An 18,267-nucleotide genomic window follows, 5' to 3' on the forward strand; every position below is an offset into this window, starting at 1 on the left:
CGGTCATCGCGCGCTCCGTTGCTCGGTGACGGCCGCGAGTGCCACCTCGGCGACCCGGCGGGCGGCGTCACGATGCCCGGCGAGCGTGGCAGCCGCCGTCATGGCCGTCAACCTCGGCGGGTCCGACAGCAGCACGCGCACGGTCTCGATGATGAATTCGGATGTCAGATCGGCATCGGCGATCAGGAGGCCGCCGCCTGCGCCGACGACGGGCAGCGCGTTGAGCCGCTGCTCGCCGTTGCCGATCGGCAACGGGACGTACACCGCGGGCAGGCCCACGGCGGTCACCTCGGCGACGGTCATCGCACCCGAGCGGCAGATCACCAGATCGGCGGCCGCATAGGCCAGATCCATTCGACTCAGATACGGCACCGCCACGTAGGGGCGATCCCCCACCGCAGGCACGCGAAGCTGCAGGACGTTCTTCGGACCGTGCGCGTGCAGCACCGCGATACCGGCCGCGGCGAGTTCCGCGGCCGCCCCGGACACGGCACGGTTGAGCGACTGCGCCCCCTGGGAGCCACCGAAGACCAGCAGCACCCGGTCGTCGTCGGCGAAGCCGAAGTGCGCCCGGGCCTCGGCGCGCAAGGCCATGCGGTCCAGGGACGTGATGGACTCGCGGACCGGGACGCCGACCACCTCGACGCGACGCCCGAGTCCAGGGTCGGACGTCGCGGCGAGCACGCGCCGCGCCGAGCGGGCGCCCACCCGGTTAGCCCAGCCGGCACGGGCGTTGGCCTCGTGGATGACCACGGGTATGGCGGAGCGTCGCGACGCACCACCTCGCGCGGCCAGGTACGCAGGCAGGGCGACGTAACCGCCGAAGCCGACCACCACGTCGGCGCGGACGGCGTCGAGGATCGCCCGCGTCTGCCGGACCGCCGACCGGACCCGCAGCGGGAGCCGGACCAGGTCACCGCTGGGTTTGCGCGGGAACGGGACGGGCGTGATCAGCTCGAGGTCGTAACCCCGCTCGGGCACCAGCCGCGTTTCGAGGCCGCGCGTCGTGCCTAGGGCTGTGATCCGCACCGTGGGGTCGAGCGCGACCAGGGCGTCGGCGACGGCCATGGCGGGCTCGATGTGACCGGCGGTGCCACCGCCTGCGAGGACGACGGAGACCTGCCCGCCGGGGCCCGGCACATCAGGGTCGATCACCCGTAACGCTGGCCTTCCAAGGGGCGAGCTCGACGGCTCGGCTGATGCTGACGGTCTCCATGATGCCCTGTGCCCTTGGCCGTCCTGCCGACCGGCTCGGCCGAACCGCGCCTGCGATCCTCTGCGGTGCGGACACGCGTGGGCCTGCCCCTCCTACCGGCCTTCGGATCGGACACCTTGACCTTGGTGTTGACCTTGGTCTTGACGTTGGCCTTCTGCTTGGGCTTCTTGGCGCTGGGCCGCGGTGGCGTCGGCTTGGGCGGCGGGCGCTTCTCGGGGCGCGTCCGCAGCCGATCCCGGGCGGACTCCAGCCGCGACGGCACGTAGGGCTCGGGCAGCGGCAGGCGGAGCAGCCGGTTGAACCGGTCCTCCCGACCGGCCCGCAGCGCGGCGACGGCCTCCGGTTCGTGTCTCGCGGCGTTGGTGATGATGCCCAGCATGAACAGCGTCGTCGCCGTGGACGTGCCGCCCGCCGATATCAGCGGCAGCTGCAGGCCGGTGACCGGAAGAAGACCGACGACGTAGCCGACGTTGATGAACGCCTGACCGAGCACCCACAGCGTGGTCGTGGCGGTCAGCAGCCGCAGGAACGGGTCCGCCGAGCGCCGGGCGATGCGCATCCCGGTGTAGGCGAAGAGGCCGAACAGGCACAGCAGCCCCACCGCGCCGACGAGGCCGAGCTCCTCGCCGATGATGGCGAAGATGAAGTCGTTGTGGGCGTTGGGCAGGTAGTTCCACTTGGCGGTGCCCTGCCCGAGCCCGTCGCCGAAGATGCCGCCGTTGGCCAGGGCGTAGCGCGCCTGCCGCGACTGATAACCCGAGCCCTGCGAGTCGGCGCCCGGGTTCAGCCAGGACTGCACCCGGTCGGACCGGTAGCCCGCCGAGACGGCGAGGATGCCCGCGGCTATCACGACGGCGATCAGCGAGGTCGCGAAGATGCGCAGGGGCAGACCGGCATACCAGAGCAGCCCGAGCAGGATGATGCCGAGCGAGACCGTCTGGCCGAGGTCGGGCTGCATGACGATGAGCATCAGGGCCACCACCGCGCCCGGCACCAGGGGGAACAACATCTCGCGCACCGTGGCGCGCTCCATGCGGCGGGCGGCGAGCAGATGCGCACCCCAGATGGCGAAGGCGATCTTGGCCAGCTCGGAGGGCTGCATCGAGAAGCCGGCGACGACGAACCAACCGCGGGAACCGTTGGACTCCTTGCCGATACCCGGGATGAGCACCAGGACCAGCAGGAAGATGGTGAAGATGAAGCCGGGGAAGGCCACCTTGCGCATGAAGGCCACCGGCGTGCGCAGGGCGATGTAGAACGCCACCAGGCCGACGACGGTCCAGAGGACCTGTTTGGCGAAGATCGCCCAGGGCGAGCCGTCCTCGTCGTATGAGTGCACGCCGGAGGCCGACAGCACCATGATCAGGCCGAGGGTGACCAGCAGGGCCGCGACGGCGATGACCAGGTGGAACGACGTCATGGGGCGACCCAGCCAGGCGCCGAAGCGGGTGCGGGGGACGGTGTCGGCGACGACGGGGTTTCCGGAGTGGGGTTTGCTGCGTCGTAACTTGGCGAAGGGGTTGGTCACCGCGGGTACCGTGCCACGTTCGTCACATCAGTCACATTCGTAACTGCAGGCTCATTCGTCACTGACACCCCAGAATCCTCCCCCGTCACGGGCCGAGGTGGGCGGACATCCGGCGCGTGTCGCCGAAGTCGAGACCCGGCTAGGCCCCGACCGTGGCCAGCCACTCGCTGTAGAACAGCGCCACGCCAAGACCGCAGGCAATGGCCGTGAGCAGCCAAAATCGGATGATGACCGTGGTCTCGGCCCACCCGACCAGCTCGAAGTGATGATGGAACGGCGCCATCCGAAACACCCGGCGGCCCGTCGTCCGGAACGCCAGGATCTGCACCACCACCGACGTGACCTCGGCCACGAAGAGCGCTCCCAGCACGATGGCCAGCATCTCGGTGCGACTGGTGACCGACAGGCCCGCGATGACCCCGCCCAGGGCAAGGGATCCGGTGTCGCCCATGAAGATCTTGGCCGGAGCGGCGTTCCACCACAGGAAGCCGATGCAGGCGCCGGCTGCGGCCGCGGCCACCAACGCCAAGTCCAGCGGATCGCGGACGTTGTAACAGCCGAGGCCAGGACTGAAGGCGCACGCGTTGCGAAACTGCCAGAAGGTGATGATCACGTAGGCCGCCGTCACCATCGCCATCGCCCCGGCCGCCAGGCCGTCGAGCCCGTCGGTGAAGTTCACCGCGTTGGACCATGCGCTGACCAGCACGACGCAGAACAGCACGAAGATCGCGGGCGCCAGCGTCACGGTCGCGATCTCGCGGACGTAGGACAACTCCGGGCTGCCCGGCGTCAAACCGTCGGCGTTGCGGAACTGCAGCACCAGCACGCCGAACAGCACCGCGGCGACCAACTGACCGACCGTCTTGGCGGTCTTGTTCAGGCCCAGGTTGCGGGCCCGGCGAATCTTGATCAGATCGTCGACGAAGCCGACCGCACCCAGGGCCGTCGCCAGGCCCAGCACCAGCAGGCCCGACGCCGAGGGACCCTCGCCGTCGATGACCAAGCCGACGAGGTGCGTGCCGAGGTACCCCGCCCAGATGCCCGCCAGGATGGCCACGCCACCCATCGACGGGGTGCCGCGCTTCTTGTGGTGACTGGGCGGACCGTCCTCGCGGATCTCGTGACCGAAACCCTGCCGGGTGAAGACGCGGATCAAGACCGGCGTCAACAGGATCGACACGGCGAGGGCGATGCCGACGGCGATGAGAATCTGCCTCATCCGGTCGGGTCCTGCTCGCTTGTCACATTCCCCGAGTCGCTGCGCTCCTGCCCGCCGGCAAGTTTCTCGGCCAGCGCGGCCAGGCCCGCGGACTTCGAGGCCTTCACCAACACCACGTCCCCTGGCTCGAGTTCCTCGCCCAGCAACGCCAGAGCGGCGTCGACGTCGTCGACCATGACGGACTCACTGCCCCATGACCCCTCCATCACGGCCCCGTGGTGCATGGCGCTCATTGCCCTCCCGGTTCCGACGACGACCAGTCGTGACACATCTAAGCGCACGGCCAACCGCCCGATGGCATCGTGCTCGGCGATCGCGTCGTCACCGAGTTCGCCCATCTCCCCCAGCACCGCCCAACTCCGGCGCCGGCCGTCACCGTCGGCGCCGCCGCGGGCCATCCACGCCAGGGCCTTCAGACCCGCGCGCATCGAATCGGGGTTGGCGTTGTAGGCGTCGTTGACGATCGTCACGCCGTCGGCCCGGGTGCCGATCTGCATCCGGTGCTGGGACACCGGCCCGGCCGACGCCAGCGCCTCCCGGACTTGGTCCAGGCTCGCGCCGCACTCCAGCGCGACGGCCGCCGCCGCGAGGGCGTTGGACACCTGATGGTCGCCGTGCACGGCGAGCGCCACCTCGGTCGAGGCGCCACCGGCATGCAACGTGAAACGCGCCCTGGCCAGGTCGTCGAGGACGACGTCACCGGCCCACACGTCGGCGCCCGAGGACCGGCCCACCCGCACGACGCGCGCCGCGGTCGTGGCGGCCATGGCGTCCACCACCGGGTCGTCGGCGTTGAGGATCACTACCCCCGAGGCCGGAACCGATTGCGGCAGTTCGGCCTTCGTCTCGGCAATGGCCTCCCGCGACCCGAACTCACCGAGGTGGGCGGTGCCGACGTTGAGCACCGCCGCGATCGACGGCTGCGCGATGCGGGCCAGGGCGGCGATGTTTCCGCGGTGGCGGGCCGACATCTCCAGCACCAGGTAGTCGGTGTCGGCTGTCGCGCGCAGCACCGTCCACGGGTGCCCGAGTTCGTTGTTGAAGGAGCCGGGCGGCGCGATCACCGAGCCCAACGGCGCGAGCACCGCCGCCAGCAGATCCTTGGTCGAGGTCTTGCCCGAGGATCCGGTCACCCCGACGACGACGAGTCCCCCGGCGACCAGTTCGGCGGCCACCGCGGCGGCCAGTTTGGCCAGCGCCGCGAGCACCGCGGCACCGGACCCGTCGGCGTCGAACTCCAGCACGCTGGCACCGCTGTCGGCAGGCGCGTCGTCGGGCCGCACCACGACCGCGGGCACCCCGACCGGGCGCGCGGCGAGGACGCCGACCGCGCCCGCCGCGACCGCTGCCGCGGCGAAGTCGTGGCCGTCCGACCGCGCCCCGGGCAGCGCCAGGAACAACCCGCCGGGGGTCAAGGCACGGGAGTCGAATTCGACCGAGCCGGTGACGACGGTCGACGCGGCGTCCTCGGCCGAGACGTCGGCCAACTCGCCGCCGACGATCTCGGCGATCCGGGCCAGGGACATGGCGATCACGGCGTCACCCCCAGTGCGGTCAGCGCCCGAGCTACCTCGTCGCGGTCGTCGAACGGCCGGGTTCGACCGTGGCTGGTCTGGCCTGTCTCGTGTCCCTTGCCCGCCACCAACACGACGTCACCCGCACCGGCCCAGCGGACGGCGAAGTCGATGGCCGCCGCACGGTCGCCGATCTCCTCGACCAGGGCCCGGCCGCCTGCGGCGCCTGCCACGACCGCCGCCCTGATGTCGGCGGGATCCTCGTCGCGGGGGTTGTCGTCGGTGACGACGACCAGGTCGGCCAGTTCGGCGGCCACCTCTCCCATGGGCCCCCTCTTGCCGGGGTCGCGGTTGCCACCCGCCCCGACGACCACCGCGATCCGGCCGCGTGACTGTGCGCGCAGCGTCTCCAGCACGGCCCGCAGGGCACCGGGCTTGTGCGCGTAGTCCACGACGGCGAGGAAGTCCTGTCCCCGGTCGACGGGCTGAAGCCGCCCCGGCACCGTCGCCGTCCGCAGACCGGGCGCCGCCTGCTCGGGTGACACCCCGACCGCGTCGAGCAGCGCCGCGGCGAGCAGCGTGTTGGCGACGTTGAAGCGTCCGGGCACACCGATCCGCAGACGGTGGTGCACGCCCGCCGGGTCCACGGCGAGGAACTCCTGTCCCCCGCCGTCGAGGGTGCGCACGTCCTCGGCGCGCCAGTCGGCCTCGTGTCCGGCCACACTGACCGTCACCGGTCGCTCGGCGCGGGCGGCGATCGAGCGGCCGCCGTCGTCGTCGACGCACACCACCGACAGGTCGGCGTGCGTCGAGGACTCCGGTTCGAACAGCTTGGCCTTGGCGTCGAGGTAGTCCGCCATCGTCGGATGGAAGTCGAGGTGGTCTCGCGACAGGTTGGTGAACCCGCCGACGGCGAAGTGCACGGCGTCCACCCGGCCCAGTGTCAGGGCGTGGCTGGACACCTCCATCACCACGGTGTCGATGCCCCGCTCCAGCATCACCGCGAACAAGGCCTGCAGGTCGGGCGCCTCCGGGGTGGTCAGGGCACTGGGCTCGTCACGACCGTCGACGCGGATGCCCACCGAGCCGACGAGCCCCGCGACGCGACCCGCGGCGCGCAGTCCCGCCTCCACCAGATAGGTGGTGGTGGTCTTGCCGGAGGTGCCGGTGACCCCGATGACGCGCATCTGCTCCGAAGGCCTGCCGTACACGGCGGCGGCGACGTCGCCGAGCACCGTCCTCGGCGCGGGGTGCACCAGCACGGGGACGCCCGTGACACCCGCCATCACCTGGGCACCGGCCTCGTCGGTGAGCACCGCGACGGCGCCCCGACCCACGGCGTCGGCGGCGAACTTCGCGCCGTGGACCTTCGCTCCGGGCAGCGCGGCGAACAGATCTCCGGGCTGGACGTCGTGGCTGCGCAGCGTCACCCCGGTGATCCGCGTGCCTTCCGAACCACCCCGGAGGACGGCGTGCACGCGTCGACCCACTGCGGCGAGGTCGTCACCGACGGGACTCGAGGGACGCAAGTTCATGGCCATGACACCTTAGCGGCCGCGGTTCGGACCGACCGTCAGTCAGCCTGGAGGACGAGCTTGGGACCCGGGTCGGGTGAGAGCGGCACGTTCTCACGCTGCAGCAGCCACGCCGACAGGTTGTGGATCAGCGGTGCCGCGGTGGTTCCCGGTGACCCGTCGGCGGTGCGGTGCGGGTTGTCCATCATCACGCCGACCACGTAGCGCGGGTCGTCGGCAGGCACCATCGCCGCGAAGGTGATCCAGTAGACGTCGTCGAAGTAGCAACCGCAGGCGGGATTGATTTGCTGCGCGGTGCCCGTCTTGCCCGCGATCTGATAGCCCTCGACCGCGGCACCGGACCCGGTGCCCTGCTGCACGCCGGTGGGATCCTTCTGGATGGTGGCGCGCAACATGTTTCGCACCGCCTGCGCGGTCCCCGGGTTCACCACGCGGACACCTTCCGGCCGCGGCTCCTCGGTGCGGGTGCCGTCCGCGGCGATGGTGGCCTTGAGGATGCGCGGCGGAATGCGCACGCCGTCGTTGGCGATCGCCTGGTACATCCCCGTCATCTGCAGCAGCGTCATCGAAAGACCCTGGCCGATGGGCAGGTTGGCGAACGAGCTGCCCGACCACTGGTCGATCGGCGGAACGAGTCCGGCGCTCTCGCCGGGCAAGCCGACGCCGGTGCGCTGACCGAGGCCGAACTTGTCGAGCATCTGCGCGTAGCGTTCGGGGCCGATCCGCTGGGCCAGCATCAGAGTCCCCACGTTCGAGGACTTCCCGAAGACGCCGGTGGTCGTGTACGGCATCACGCCGTGACTCCACGCGTCCCGCACGGTGACGCCGCCCATGTTGATCGACCCCGGCACCTGGAGCACCTCGTCGGGGTTGGTCAGGTCGTTCTCGATGGCCGTCGACGCGGTGATGATCTTGTTGACCGAGCCCGGCTCGAACGGTGAGGACACCGCCGGATTGCCGAGCTGGCGGTCTTCCTGGCGGCCGATGTCCTGGCTGGGGTCGAACGTGTCGTTGTTGGCCATCGCCATGACCTCACCGGTCTTGGCGTCGAGCACCACCGCCGACACCGACTTCGCGCCGGAGAGGTTCTTGGCCTGCTGCACCTGCTGCTGGACGTAGAACTGAATGTCGTCGTCGAGGGTGAGCTGCACGGTCGACCCGTTGACCGCGTCGTGGCGGTTGCGGTAACTGCCGGGGATCACCACGCCGTCGGAGCCGCGGTCGTAGGTCACCGAGCCGTCGGTACCCGCCAGCTTCGAGTCCAGCGCGTCCTCCAGACCGAGCAGTCCGTGACCGTCCCAGTCGATGCCGCCGACGATGTTGGCGGCCAGTGAGCCACCGGGGTACTGGCGGATGTCTTGACGCTCCGCGCCGACCTCCGGGTACTTGCTGATGATGGCGTCGGCAATCGCCGGGTCGACCGCACGGGCCAGGTAGACGAAGGAGTCCTTGCCTGCCAGCTTCTTGTAGAGGGTGTCGGCGTCGGGCTTGTTATTCAGCAGGCCCGACACTCCCTTGGCGATCTCGCGGAGTCTCTTGACGGGATCGGGTGCGTCGGGCTTGACGCCCTGGGCGTCGACGAGTTGCTTCTGGATCTTGGTGGGCTGGAAGGTCAGCGCGCGAGCCTCGGTGGTGAACGCCAGCTTGTCGTCGTTGCGGTCGACGATGCTGCCGCGGACGGCCGCCTCGACGTCGGTGACCTTGAGCTGGCTGGCGGCCTCAGCCCGCAACCCCGCCGCACGCGGCACCTGCAGCATGAAGAGCTGGCCGGCCGCGATGACGAGGACCAGCAGGATCACGCCGTTTCCGACGCGGTGGCGGAACCCGAACGTGGCGGTGCGCGGACCGTCGTCGGCGACGGGTTGGCGGATGCGGCGCTCGTTGGCCGCGTGGGGGGTGCCGGGTCGGCTCATGTGGGGGCTCCTGGCACGACGACGGGCGCGGGCGGGACGGCTTGGTCGGCGGGCACGGGTCCCGGGAGGGCCGCCCCCTGCGGGGAGTCCAGATGCGGCGCCGCGGGGTCGACCGGTGCGACGGCCAGTGGAACGTCGACCGGCGGCAGGGTGTTCGGCACGGGCACCTGACCGAGGACGGGCACCTGGCCCGGCACGGGCGCCAGCAGCGGGACGGCGGGTTGTCCGGCGACGGGGACCTCGGGGTTGGGCAGCGCCGTCCCCGGCGGCGGGAGGTGCACGGTCACCTCGCGGGGGTCGACCACGCGCGGCGCCGGCGGCGCGGGCGCCGCGGGGGGCGCCGGCGGTGCGGCGCTCGGGTCGGGCAGCGGGCTGTTCAGCGGTGGCGGTTGCACGCCTTCGGCCGGCTTCGGGGTGCCGACGACCATCCAGTTGCCGGTGGGGTCTTGCACCAGGTGCGCGGTGTCGCGGGACGGGATCATGCCGAGGTTGCGCGCGGCCTCGGCCAGCGCCGGCGCGGCCTGTGCCTCGAGAACGTCGCGTTCGAGGCCGTCCTTCTGCTGCATCAGGGCCTGGTTGACCTGACGGGCGCGGCCCAGTTCGTAGGACCGCTCGGCGGCGTCGGTCGACAACCAGAGCGTGACGCCAAGACCGATGCCGAGCGCGCCGATGACGAGCACCACGAATGGCACGCGGGTGACGAACCGCCGCGGATCGAGGTCGATCGACGCCAGCCTGACCAGCAGGCGCTCCCGAAGCGGGGGGCGGACGATCTTGGGGGCTTTGGCCTTGCGCGCCTTCGAGCGGGCCTTGGCCTGGGCGGCATTCTTCGGCCGCACGGGACCTTCGGCGGGCCGCGGCATCGGGCCGGTGTGCGGCCGCGACGTGTCGGGGCGCTGTTCCCTGGTGTTGCGGCGGCCGCGCTGCGGCGCGTCGACCGGTCGCCGCTGGGCGACGGCCTCGCGTGGCCGACCAGCCTTGCGCTTGACGCGCTTGCGTTCGTCAGAGCCGCGCACCGCTTCTCGTCGCTTGGCCATCACGAACCTTCCCTTCCAACGAACTTGTCCGACGTCTGCTTCTCGAGGGCGCGGAGCCGAACGGATGCACTACGGGGGTTGCGGGCGATCTCGTCGTCCCCGGCCTTCTCCGCGCCGCGGGTCAGCGAGACGAAGTACGGCTCGTGGCCCGGAAGTTCCATGGGCAGCCCGGCAGGGGTGCGGGACGCCGTGGCAGCGGCGAATTCGCCCTTGACGATCCGGTCCTCGAGGGACTGGTAGGCCATCACCACGATCCGGCCACCGAGGCGAAGGGCGGACAGCGCCGACGGGATGGCCGAGCGCAGCGAGTCCAGCTCGCCGTTGACCGCGGTGCGCAGCGCCTGGAACGTGCGCTTGCCCGGGTGCCCGCCCGTGCGGCGGGCGGGAATGGGGATGACGTCGTAGAGCAACTCGACCAGTTCGGCGGTGGTCTCGAAGGGCTTGCGGGCGCGTCGCCGGACGATCTCGCCCGCGATGCGGCTGGCGAAGCGCTCCTCGCCGAACTCCTGCAGGATCCGCGTGATGGCCGACTTGTCGTAGGTGTTGAGGATCTCGGCGGCCGTCAGCGGCGCGTCCTGATCCATGCGCATGTCCAGCGGCGCGTCGTGGGAATAGGAGAAACCCCGCTCGGCACGGTCGAGTTGCATCGACGAGACGCCGAGATCGAACAGCACCCCGTCCACCGCGGTGTCCTGCGCCCAGAAGCCGTCATACCGGGTCTGGACGTAGTCGACTCGGTCGGCGAAGGGAGCCAGTCGTTCGGCGGCGATCGCCAGGGCGGTGCGGTCGCGGTCGAGGCCGACCAGCCGAAGACCGGGCAGCTGGCGCAGGAAGCGTTCGGCGTGGCCGCCGGCGCCAAGGGTCGCGTCGACCAGGACCGCTCCGGTGCCGTCGGCGCTGCGCCGGGTCAGGGCGGGCAGGAGGAGTTCGACGCACCGGTCCAGCAGGACCGGGTCGTGCGGATGTTCAGGCATGACGGCAGCGCCCTTGCAAGGAGTGGCGGGGTCCTTCGAGATGGGTGCCCGTGTGGCCGCCCTTGCAGGGAGGTCCCTGTCCGAGATTGCGTACCTGGCGTTGGGGAAGTACGTCAGGGCCGGTTCGGGCAGAGGCCACCTTGCAAGGGCTGGGCCGTGGTCGACGGGCGGGCTAGATGATGTCGCGCAGGGTGTCATCGCTGGCCGCGGAGAAGTTCTCTTCGTGGGTCTGCTGATAGTCCTGCCAGGCGTGGGCGTCCCAGATCTCCAGGTAGTCGATCGATCCGATCACCACGCAGTCCTTGGACAGGTCGGCGTACTGGCGGTGGTCGGCCGACAGGGTGATCCGGCCTTGTGCGTCGGGATGCTGCTCGTCGGTTGCCGCGGCGAGGTACCGCAGGTAGGCCCGAGCGTCGGGATTGCTCCTCGACGCCTGCGCCGCTCGTTGGGCGAGCTTCTCGAACTCGGCCCGTGGGTAGACGGCGAGGCTGTGATCTTGGCTCTTGGTGACCATCAACCCCCCTGCCAGTGCTTCGCGGAACTTGGCGGGCAGCGTGAGCCGCCCCTTGTCGTCGAGCTTGGGCGTGTAGGTGCCGAGGAACATCCCGACACCTCCAACCACTCGAGGGGTCCCGAGTCGCTTCGCTTCTGCCCGCCATCCGGAGCCCTAGCCGCTCCGATGTCCGCCACATTACCCCACGATCCCCCACTTTGCTCCATTCATGGGCAAAAGTGAGGCGTCATCCCCCACTCGACACCACGGACGTGCGCTCGAGGGGGTGTGCAATCGCCCGCGGCCACGCGCTGGCAGACGAAAACGCCAGCTAAGAGCCCCTTCCACCCGCGGTGGGGCGGGGTGGGGGAAGGAGGGCGGCTCACCCACCGATACCGGCCGTCACGGCGTGTCGGACGCAAAGAAAAAGGGCAGCTCCATACGGAGCTGCCCTTACGGTGCCGCGTGCGTCACTCCTCGAAGCGGCGGCGGAACCTCTCCTCCATGCGGCTGGAGAACGAATTACTGCCCTTGGCTCGCTTCTGCTGCGCGGAATTGTGTTCCGGCGCGCCGCCGTCACGGGCACCCGCCACGCGGGGTCCGGTGATCGCGTAGACCACGCCGCCGAACATCAGGATGAATCCGACCACGCTCAACACCGGGAAGCCGCTGATCTGCGTGGCCCGGAAGGCGACACCACAGATGAGGAGCGCAAGACCCACGATGAAGACCACCGCGCCCTGCAGTCGGCGCCGCGCCGACGGTGCCCGCAGGTTCCCGCCGCGCACACTCGACGCGAACTTGGGATCCTCGGCATAGAGAGCGCTCTCGATCTGGTCGAGCATGCGCTGCTCATGATCGGAGAGTGGCATCCGCGCCTCCCATGTCGAGTCCCTGCTGCGACCGCGAATTTACGGTCGTGCGTTCAAAATACGTACTCCCGCAAACCACGGGGCACCTGCCCTTCATGATACGAGCAGAATCCGGCGCGTACCACCTACTTCCAGAGAGTCACTTCGAGGCTGCCCACCGAACCGACGTCAGACCACGATCATAGTTCGTCCAGCGCCGGTGGCGAGATGCCGCGTCACTAACCGGATAATGACGTCCATTCGGCCAACACCGTGAAGGACATCAACAGGTTGACCACGTTCCTCATCGACTTGTCACCCGGCGACATGAAGAGGCGCCTCGGGGACGCACTCGGCATCTACGTCGACGCCATGCGCTACCCCCGCGGCACCGAGGACCAACGCGCCTCGATGTGGCTCGAGCACATCCGTCGCCGGGGCTGGACGGCCGTCGCCGCCGTCGAGGTCCCCGACCACGCCGTGGACGACCCGGACGCCCCGCCGCTGGCCGCAGCCCCCATGCTCGGGGTGGCCTACGGATATTGCGGCGCACCCGATCAGTGGTGGCAGCAGCAGGTCGTGCAGGGCCTCGAACGGGGCGGCGCCGACCGGGCCGAGATCGCGGAGTTGACCAACGACTACTTCGAGCTCACCGAGGTGCACATCCACCCGAGGGCTCAGGGCCGCGGTCTGGGCGAGGCGCTGGTCCGACGCCTGCTTGCCGGCCGCACCGAACCTCAGGTGCTGCTGTCCACCCCCGAGGTCGACGAGGAGGCCAACCGGGCCTGGCGGTTGTACCGGCGCCTCGGCTTCACCGACGTCATCCGCGGCTACCACTTCGCCGGTGATCCACGGCCGTTCGCCATCCTGGGCCGAGATCTGCCCCTGTAGTGCGTCGCCTCCGGCATTGGTCTGGCACCATGTCGGGGTGCCGACCCGCCGCAAACGCCTGCTCGCCGTGCTTTTGCTGGTGCTCCTCGCGCCGATGATCGCGGGCTGCGTACGCGTGCGGGCCTCGATCACCGTCTCGCCCGACGACCGGGTCTCCGGACAGATCATCGCCGCCGCCAAGCCACGGGACGCCAACGACAAGGGCCCGCAGCTGCTCAACAGCCTGCCCTTCGCCACGAAGGTGGCGGTCTCCCCCTACGAGCGTGACGACTACGTCGGGAGCCAGGCGGTCTTCTCCGACCTGACGTTCGCCGAGTTGCCCCAGCTGGCCAACATGAACGCCGACGCCGCCGGAGTCGACATCTCGCTACGCCGGGCCGGTGACCTGGTGATCCTCGAGGGTCGCGCCGACCTCACCACGCTCAACGACCCCGACGCCGACGTGTCGCTCAACGTCGCCTTCCCCGGCGACGTCACCTCCACCAACGGTGAGCAGGTGTCCTCCGACGTCGTGCAGTGGACGCTCAAGCCGGGTGTGGTCACCACCATGAACGCCCAGGCCCGCTACACCGATCCCAGCGCCCGATCGTTCACCGGCGCGGCGATCTGGCTGGGCGTCGCCGCCTTCCTGGTCGCGGGCATCATCGGTGGGGTCGCGTGGGCCAGCCGGGACCGCAGCCCCGTCTTGGCGAACCCGCACGAGTCGCGTCGATGACCCCGTCGCCCTCGCTGATTCCCGGCCTGCCTGAAGGCTCTAGGCTGAACGTTCCACGACGTGAAAGGGGCGAGCACTGAGCCTCAACGCCGCCGCGGGCCCCTCGGCCCCCGAACTCGCCAGCGCCGTCACCGACCGACTGCGCGACTACCTGCAGACCCGCCGCGCCGACGCCGCCTACATCGGCGCCGACTACGCGGAGATGACCGCCGCGCTCGAGGAATTCGTGCTGCGCGGCGGCAAGCGGCTGCGTCCCGCCTTCGCCTACTGGGGCTGGCGGGCCGTGGCGCCGGCGGGTCGGACCGCCGGCGCCGACGAACTGCTGTTGTTCTCCGCGCTGGAACTGCTCCACGCGTGCGCCCTCGTGCACGACGACGTCATCGACGCCTCCGCCACCCGGCGCGGCCTGCCGACCGTGCACCGGCACTTCGCCGAGCTGCACCGGGACCGCAACTGGCACGGCTCCTCCGAGCAGTTCGGGCTGTCAACCGCCATCCTGCTCGGGGACCTGTCGCTGGTCTGGGCCGACGACATCATCACCTCCGCCGACCTGCCGAACGACGCCCGCCAGCGCGTCCAGCGAGTGTGGGCCGACATCCGCACCGAAGTGCTCGGGGGGCAGTTCCTCGATATCGTCGCCGAGGCCAGCGGCGCCGAGACGGTCGAGTCGGCGATGAACGTCAACACCTACAAGACCGCCTCCTACACGGTGACGCGCCCGTTGCAATTGGGCGCGGCCGCGGCGGCCGACCGGCCCGACGTGCAGGACATGTTCCATCGCGTGGGCACCGACCTGGGCGTGGCGTTCCAGTTGCGCGACGACGTGCTCGGCGTGTTCGGCGACCCCGCGGTCACCGGCAAGCCCTCCGGCGACGACCTGCGGTCGGGCAAGCGCACCGTGCTGCTCGCGGAGGCCGTCACACGGGCCGACGCCTCGGACCCGTTGGCGGCCAAGATGTTGCGCACCGGGATCGGCACCGACCTCTCCGAGGCCGACGTCCGCGAGCTGTGCCAGGCGATCGAGGCCGTCGGCGCACTCGCCGCGGTCGAGTCCCGCATCGAGCTCCTCACCGGGCAGGCCCTGGCACTGCTGGACGCGGCGCCAGTCGACGCCGACGCCAAGGTCGGTCTGGCCGAGCTCGCCAGATTGGCGTCCAACCGGACCGCTTGAGGCCCATGACGACCCCGACCGCCGCGCACCAACCGAAATCCCGTGTCGCCGGACAAGTTTCGCGGCTGACCGCGTTCGCCGCCTCGCCGGAGAGCCGACCGGCCCGGCTCGGCTTCCTCGGCGCGGTGCTCATCACCCTCGGCGGTCTCGGCGCAGGTAGCACCCGGTTGCACGACCCGGTGCTGGAGTCGGTTCAGCTGTCCTGGTTGCGCTTCGGGCACGGACTGGTGTTCTCGTCGGTGCTGCTGTGGGGTGGCGTGGCGGCGATGCTGTTCGCCTGGCTTTGGCTGGGCCGACGGGTCGTCGACCGGACCGCCAGCACGTACACCATGGTGGCCACCACCGGATTCTGGTTGACGCCACTGCTGTTGAGCGCGCCGGTGTTCAGCCGCGACACGTACTCGTATCTGGCGCAGGGCGCCTTGCTGCGCGACGGCTTCGACCCCTACGTCGTCGGACCCATCGAGAACCCCAACCCGTTGTTGGACAACGTGAGTCCGATCTGGACGACGACGACGGCGCCGTACGGGCCGGTGTTCATCCTGGTGGCCAAGTTCGTCACCATGATCGTCGGCGACCACGTCATCGAGGGCACCATGCTGCTGCGGCTGTGCATGCTGCCCGGTCTGGTGTTGCTGATCTGGGCCGCCCCGCGCATCGCCCGCCACGTCGGGGCCAACGAGCCTGCCGCGCTGTGGATCTGCGTGCTCAACCCGCTGGTGATCATCCATCTGATGGGCGGCGTTCACAACGAGATGCTGATGGTCGGCCTGATGATGGCGGCGATCGCGCTGACGTTGCAGGACAAACCGGTGTGGGGCGTGGGTCTCATTGCGATCGCGGTGGCGGTGAAGGCGACGGCGGGTATCGCGCTGCCGTTCATGGTGTGGATGTGGACCCACCGCCTCAGAGACGGGCGCGGGCTGAAGCCGGTGCGCGCGTTCGCCGTCGCGACCGGCGCCTCGGCGCTGATCTTCGTGGTGGTCTTCGCGGTCGTGTCGTGGCTGGCCGGTGTCGGGTTGGGGTGGCTGACCGCACTCGCCGGCTCGGTGAAGATCATCAACTGGCTGACCGTGCCGACCGCGACGGCGAACCTGGTCAACGCCGTCGGCGGGTTGTTCTTCCCGGTGAACTTCTACGCCGTGCTCGAGGTCACGCGCATCGCGGGTGTGGCGATCATCGCGATCTCACTTCCGTTGCTGTGGTGGCGGTTTCGCCACGACGACCGCGAAGCGCTGACGGGTATCGCACTGGCGATGCTCGTAGTGGTGCTGTTCGTACCTGCGGCGCTGCCCTGGTACTACACCTGGCCGCTGGCCATTGCGTCGGCGCTGGCGCAGAGCACCAGGGCCATCGCGGCGATCGCCGGTTTCTCGACGTGGATCATGGTGATCTTCAAACCCGACGGCTCACACGGCATGTACTCCTGGCTGCACGTCGGCCTGGCCACCGCCTGCGCGGTGGTGGCGTGGTACTCCCTGGCGAAGTCTGCCCAACCGGCGACGGCCGAACGTCAGTAGGCCATGGCCTGGGCGCGGCGCACCACCTCGCGCGCCTGATGCGAGTGCAGCGCGTCGACCGGCCGCGCGTTCTCCACGACCTCGCCGGTGCCGTCACGGCTCAGCGTCAGCGACGCATCCGGGGTGAACAGCCACCGCACGATGTCGGTCTCGCTGTAACCGCCGTCGTGCAGCACGACGAGCAGACCGGACAGGCTCTTCACCACGTGCCCGCCGTCGAAGAAGATCTTCGGCACCACCAGCACCCCATTGCGGCGCACGCCGATCAGATGCTTCTGACGCAGGTGCTGGTGCACCTTGGTCACCGGGATGCCGAGGATGGACGCCACGGCGGGCAGGTCGTAGACGGCTTCGTCGGGGTCCAGGACGTCGTCCGCAGCCGGAATGTTGCTCACCCGTCCGAGTCTAAGATGCGTGCGTGGATAGCAGCCAACGATCGGACCCGCTCGTCGGCCTCGTCGTGGACGCGCGCTACCGCGTGGACGCCCTGATCGCGACCGGTGGGATGTCCGCGGTGTACCGCGGCCTGGATCTACGGCTGGACCGCCCGGTGGCGCTGAAGGTGATGGACTCCCGCTATGCCGGTGACTCGCAGTTCCTGACAAGGTTTCAGCGGGAGGCCCGTGCCGTGGCCCGGCTCAAGGATCCCGGGCTGGTCGCGGTGTACGACCAGGGGCTCGGCGACCACGGCGCCGGACTGCCCTACCTGGTGATGGAACTCGTCGAGGGCGGCACCTTGCGGGAACTGCTGCGCGAACGCGGCCCGATGCCACCGCACGCCGTCGCCGCGGTGCTGACGCCGATCCTCGGTGGGTTGGCCGCGGCGCACCGCGCCGGTCTGGTGCACCGCGACATCAAGCCGGAGAACGTGCTGATCTCCGACGACGGCGAGGTCAAGATCGCCGACTTCGGGTTGGTGCGCGCGGTCGCCGAGGCCAAGATCACCTCCACCAGCGTGATCCTCGGCACCGCGGCGTATCTGTCCCCCGAGCAGGTCGGCACGGGTGACGCCACCCCCGAGAGCGACGTCTACGGGGTGGGCATCCTGACCTACGAATTGCTCACCGGCACCACGCCGTTCACCGGTGACAGCGTGCTGGCCGTCGCCTATCAGCGGATGGACAACGACGTCCCGCCGCCGAGCGCCGCGATTGCGGGCGTGCCGCCGCAGTTCGACGAGTTGGTGCGACGGGCGACCAGACGCACCCCCGGCGACCGGTATCCCGACGCCGCCGCGATGGGCGCCGACCTCGCCGCGATCGTCACCGAATTGGGCCTGCCACCGTTTCGCGTTCCCGCACCGGCGAATTCCGCGCAGCACGCCGCGTCGGCCGAGTTCCACAGCCGGCTGGCGAATCGCGCCGATTCCGACGACGGAGACGAGCACACCACCGCGGCCACGGCACCACCACAGGCACCGCCCCCGATCCTGCCGCCTCGCGAGGCCACTCCCCCGCCCGCGCCGCGCCAGCACACCCGGGAGATGCCCCGCGACCCCGATGATTGGGATCGACCTCGAACCCCTTACCGCTCAGGCCAATTCGCAGGCATCGACATCGACGAACTGGTATGGGCGCGGCAACGCGGAAGACGCGTGTCGCTGTTCTGGGCGGTCGGCATCCTGACGCTGACCGCCATGGTGGCCGCCGGAGCGTGGACGCTCGGCAGCAACCTGCAGGGCCTGATCTAA

General features: G+C 70.1%; 16 protein-coding genes. 5 read left to right on the forward strand and 11 right to left on the reverse strand.

Annotation, left to right across the window (positions count from 1 at the left end; genetic code table 11):
- Positions 1-3: 3 nt before the first annotated feature.
- The 10 genes from murG to H7K45_RS24380 form a co-directional block, all read right to left on the reverse strand.
- Positions 4-1,155 (reverse strand): undecaprenyldiphospho-muramoylpentapeptide beta-N-acetylglucosaminyltransferase, encoded by a 1,152-nt coding sequence (murG, locus tag H7K45_RS24335; RefSeq protein ID WP_263998623.1) that lies wholly within the window; start codon positions 1,153-1,155, stop codon positions 4-6.
- On the reverse strand, positions 1,152-2,744 hold the full coding sequence (gene ftsW, locus H7K45_RS24340) for a putative lipid II flippase FtsW (protein WP_308206430.1): 1,593 nt from the start codon (positions 2,742-2,744) through the stop codon (positions 1,152-1,154). Before ftsW ends, murG begins: the two co-directional genes overlap by 4 nt.
- A 139-nt stretch (positions 2,745-2,883) precedes the next feature.
- Positions 2,884-3,963, reverse strand: a complete 1,080-nt coding sequence (mraY, locus tag H7K45_RS24345) for a phospho-N-acetylmuramoyl-pentapeptide-transferase (protein ID WP_263998624.1) — start codon at positions 3,961-3,963, stop codon at positions 2,884-2,886.
- A complete protein-coding gene (locus H7K45_RS24350) occupies positions 3,960-5,489 on the reverse strand; it encodes a UDP-N-acetylmuramoyl-tripeptide--D-alanyl-D-alanine ligase (protein WP_276070547.1) in 1,530 nt (509 codons plus the stop codon). Before H7K45_RS24350 ends, mraY begins: the two co-directional genes overlap by 4 nt.
- Before the next feature lie 5 nt (positions 5,490-5,494).
- Entirely contained in the window at positions 5,495-7,018 is a 1,524-nt protein-coding gene (locus tag H7K45_RS24355; protein ID WP_372512633.1) for a UDP-N-acetylmuramoyl-L-alanyl-D-glutamate--2,6-diaminopimelate ligase, read from the reverse strand.
- Between the two features lie 32 nt (positions 7,019-7,050).
- Positions 7,051-8,925 carry a peptidoglycan D,D-transpeptidase FtsI family protein gene (locus H7K45_RS24360; RefSeq protein WP_263998627.1) on the reverse strand — a complete coding sequence of 625 codons (1,875 nt, stop codon included), beginning with the start codon at positions 8,923-8,925 and terminating at the stop codon, positions 7,051-7,053.
- Positions 8,922-9,962 carry a cell division protein FtsL gene (gene ftsL, locus H7K45_RS24365; RefSeq protein WP_263998628.1) on the reverse strand — a complete coding sequence of 347 codons (1,041 nt, stop codon included), beginning with the start codon at positions 9,960-9,962 and terminating at the stop codon, positions 8,922-8,924. The genes H7K45_RS24360 and ftsL overlap by 4 nt, the downstream gene beginning before the upstream one ends.
- A complete protein-coding gene (rsmH, locus tag H7K45_RS24370; RefSeq protein ID WP_263998629.1) occupies positions 9,962-11,134 on the reverse strand; it encodes a 16S rRNA (cytosine(1402)-N(4))-methyltransferase RsmH in 1,173 nt (390 codons plus the stop codon). Before rsmH ends, ftsL begins: the two co-directional genes overlap by 1 nt.
- Positions 11,109-11,540 (reverse strand): division/cell wall cluster transcriptional repressor MraZ, encoded by a 432-nt coding sequence (gene mraZ / locus H7K45_RS24375; protein ID WP_263998630.1) that lies wholly within the window; start codon positions 11,538-11,540, stop codon positions 11,109-11,111. Before mraZ ends, rsmH begins: the two co-directional genes overlap by 26 nt.
- Positions 11,541-11,899: 359 nt before the next feature.
- Positions 11,900-12,301, reverse strand: coding sequence for an SCO2097 family morphological protein (locus H7K45_RS24380; RefSeq protein ID WP_263998631.1), 402 nt, complete (start codon positions 12,299-12,301; stop codon positions 11,900-11,902).
- Positions 12,302-12,571: 270 nt separating this feature from the next.
- On the opposite strand from H7K45_RS24380, the gene H7K45_RS24385 reads away from it, so the two are divergent.
- The 4 genes from H7K45_RS24385 (at position 12,572) to H7K45_RS24400 (ending at position 16,577) form a co-directional block, all read left to right on the forward strand.
- Positions 12,572-13,171 (forward strand): GNAT family N-acetyltransferase, encoded by a 600-nt coding sequence (locus H7K45_RS24385; protein WP_263999298.1) that lies wholly within the window; start codon positions 12,572-12,574, stop codon positions 13,169-13,171.
- Positions 13,172-13,265: 94 nt separating this feature from the next.
- A complete protein-coding gene (locus H7K45_RS24390; protein WP_263999299.1) occupies positions 13,266-13,886 on the forward strand; it encodes an LppM family (lipo)protein in 621 nt (206 codons plus the stop codon).
- A gap of 76 nt (positions 13,887-13,962) precedes the next feature.
- Entirely contained in the window at positions 13,963-15,057 is a 1,095-nt protein-coding gene (gene idsA2, locus H7K45_RS24395) for a bifunctional (2E,6E)-farnesyl/geranyl diphosphate synthase (protein ID WP_308206439.1), read from the forward strand.
- A gap of 5 nt (positions 15,058-15,062) precedes the next feature.
- Positions 15,063-16,577: an alpha-(1->6)-mannopyranosyltransferase A gene (locus tag H7K45_RS24400; RefSeq protein WP_263998633.1), complete on the forward strand. Its 1,515-nt coding sequence runs from the start codon at positions 15,063-15,065 to the stop codon at positions 16,575-16,577.
- Here H7K45_RS24400 and H7K45_RS24405 read toward each other — a convergent pair.
- Positions 16,571-16,972, reverse strand: coding sequence for an Rv2175c family DNA-binding protein (locus H7K45_RS24405; RefSeq protein WP_263998634.1), 402 nt, complete (start codon positions 16,970-16,972; stop codon positions 16,571-16,573). The two genes, H7K45_RS24400 and H7K45_RS24405, sit on opposite strands and share 7 nt — an antisense overlap.
- 23 nt (positions 16,973-16,995) lie before the next feature.
- Between H7K45_RS24405 and H7K45_RS24410 the strand changes: the two genes are divergently transcribed.
- Complete coding sequence (locus H7K45_RS24410; RefSeq protein WP_263998635.1) at positions 16,996-18,267, forward strand: protein kinase domain-containing protein; 1,272 nt, start codon at positions 16,996-16,998, stop codon at positions 18,265-18,267.

The organism is Mycobacterium yunnanensis (assembly GCF_025823185.1).
Lineage (GTDB): Bacteria > Actinomycetota > Actinomycetes > Mycobacteriales > Mycobacteriaceae > Mycobacterium > Mycobacterium yunnanensis.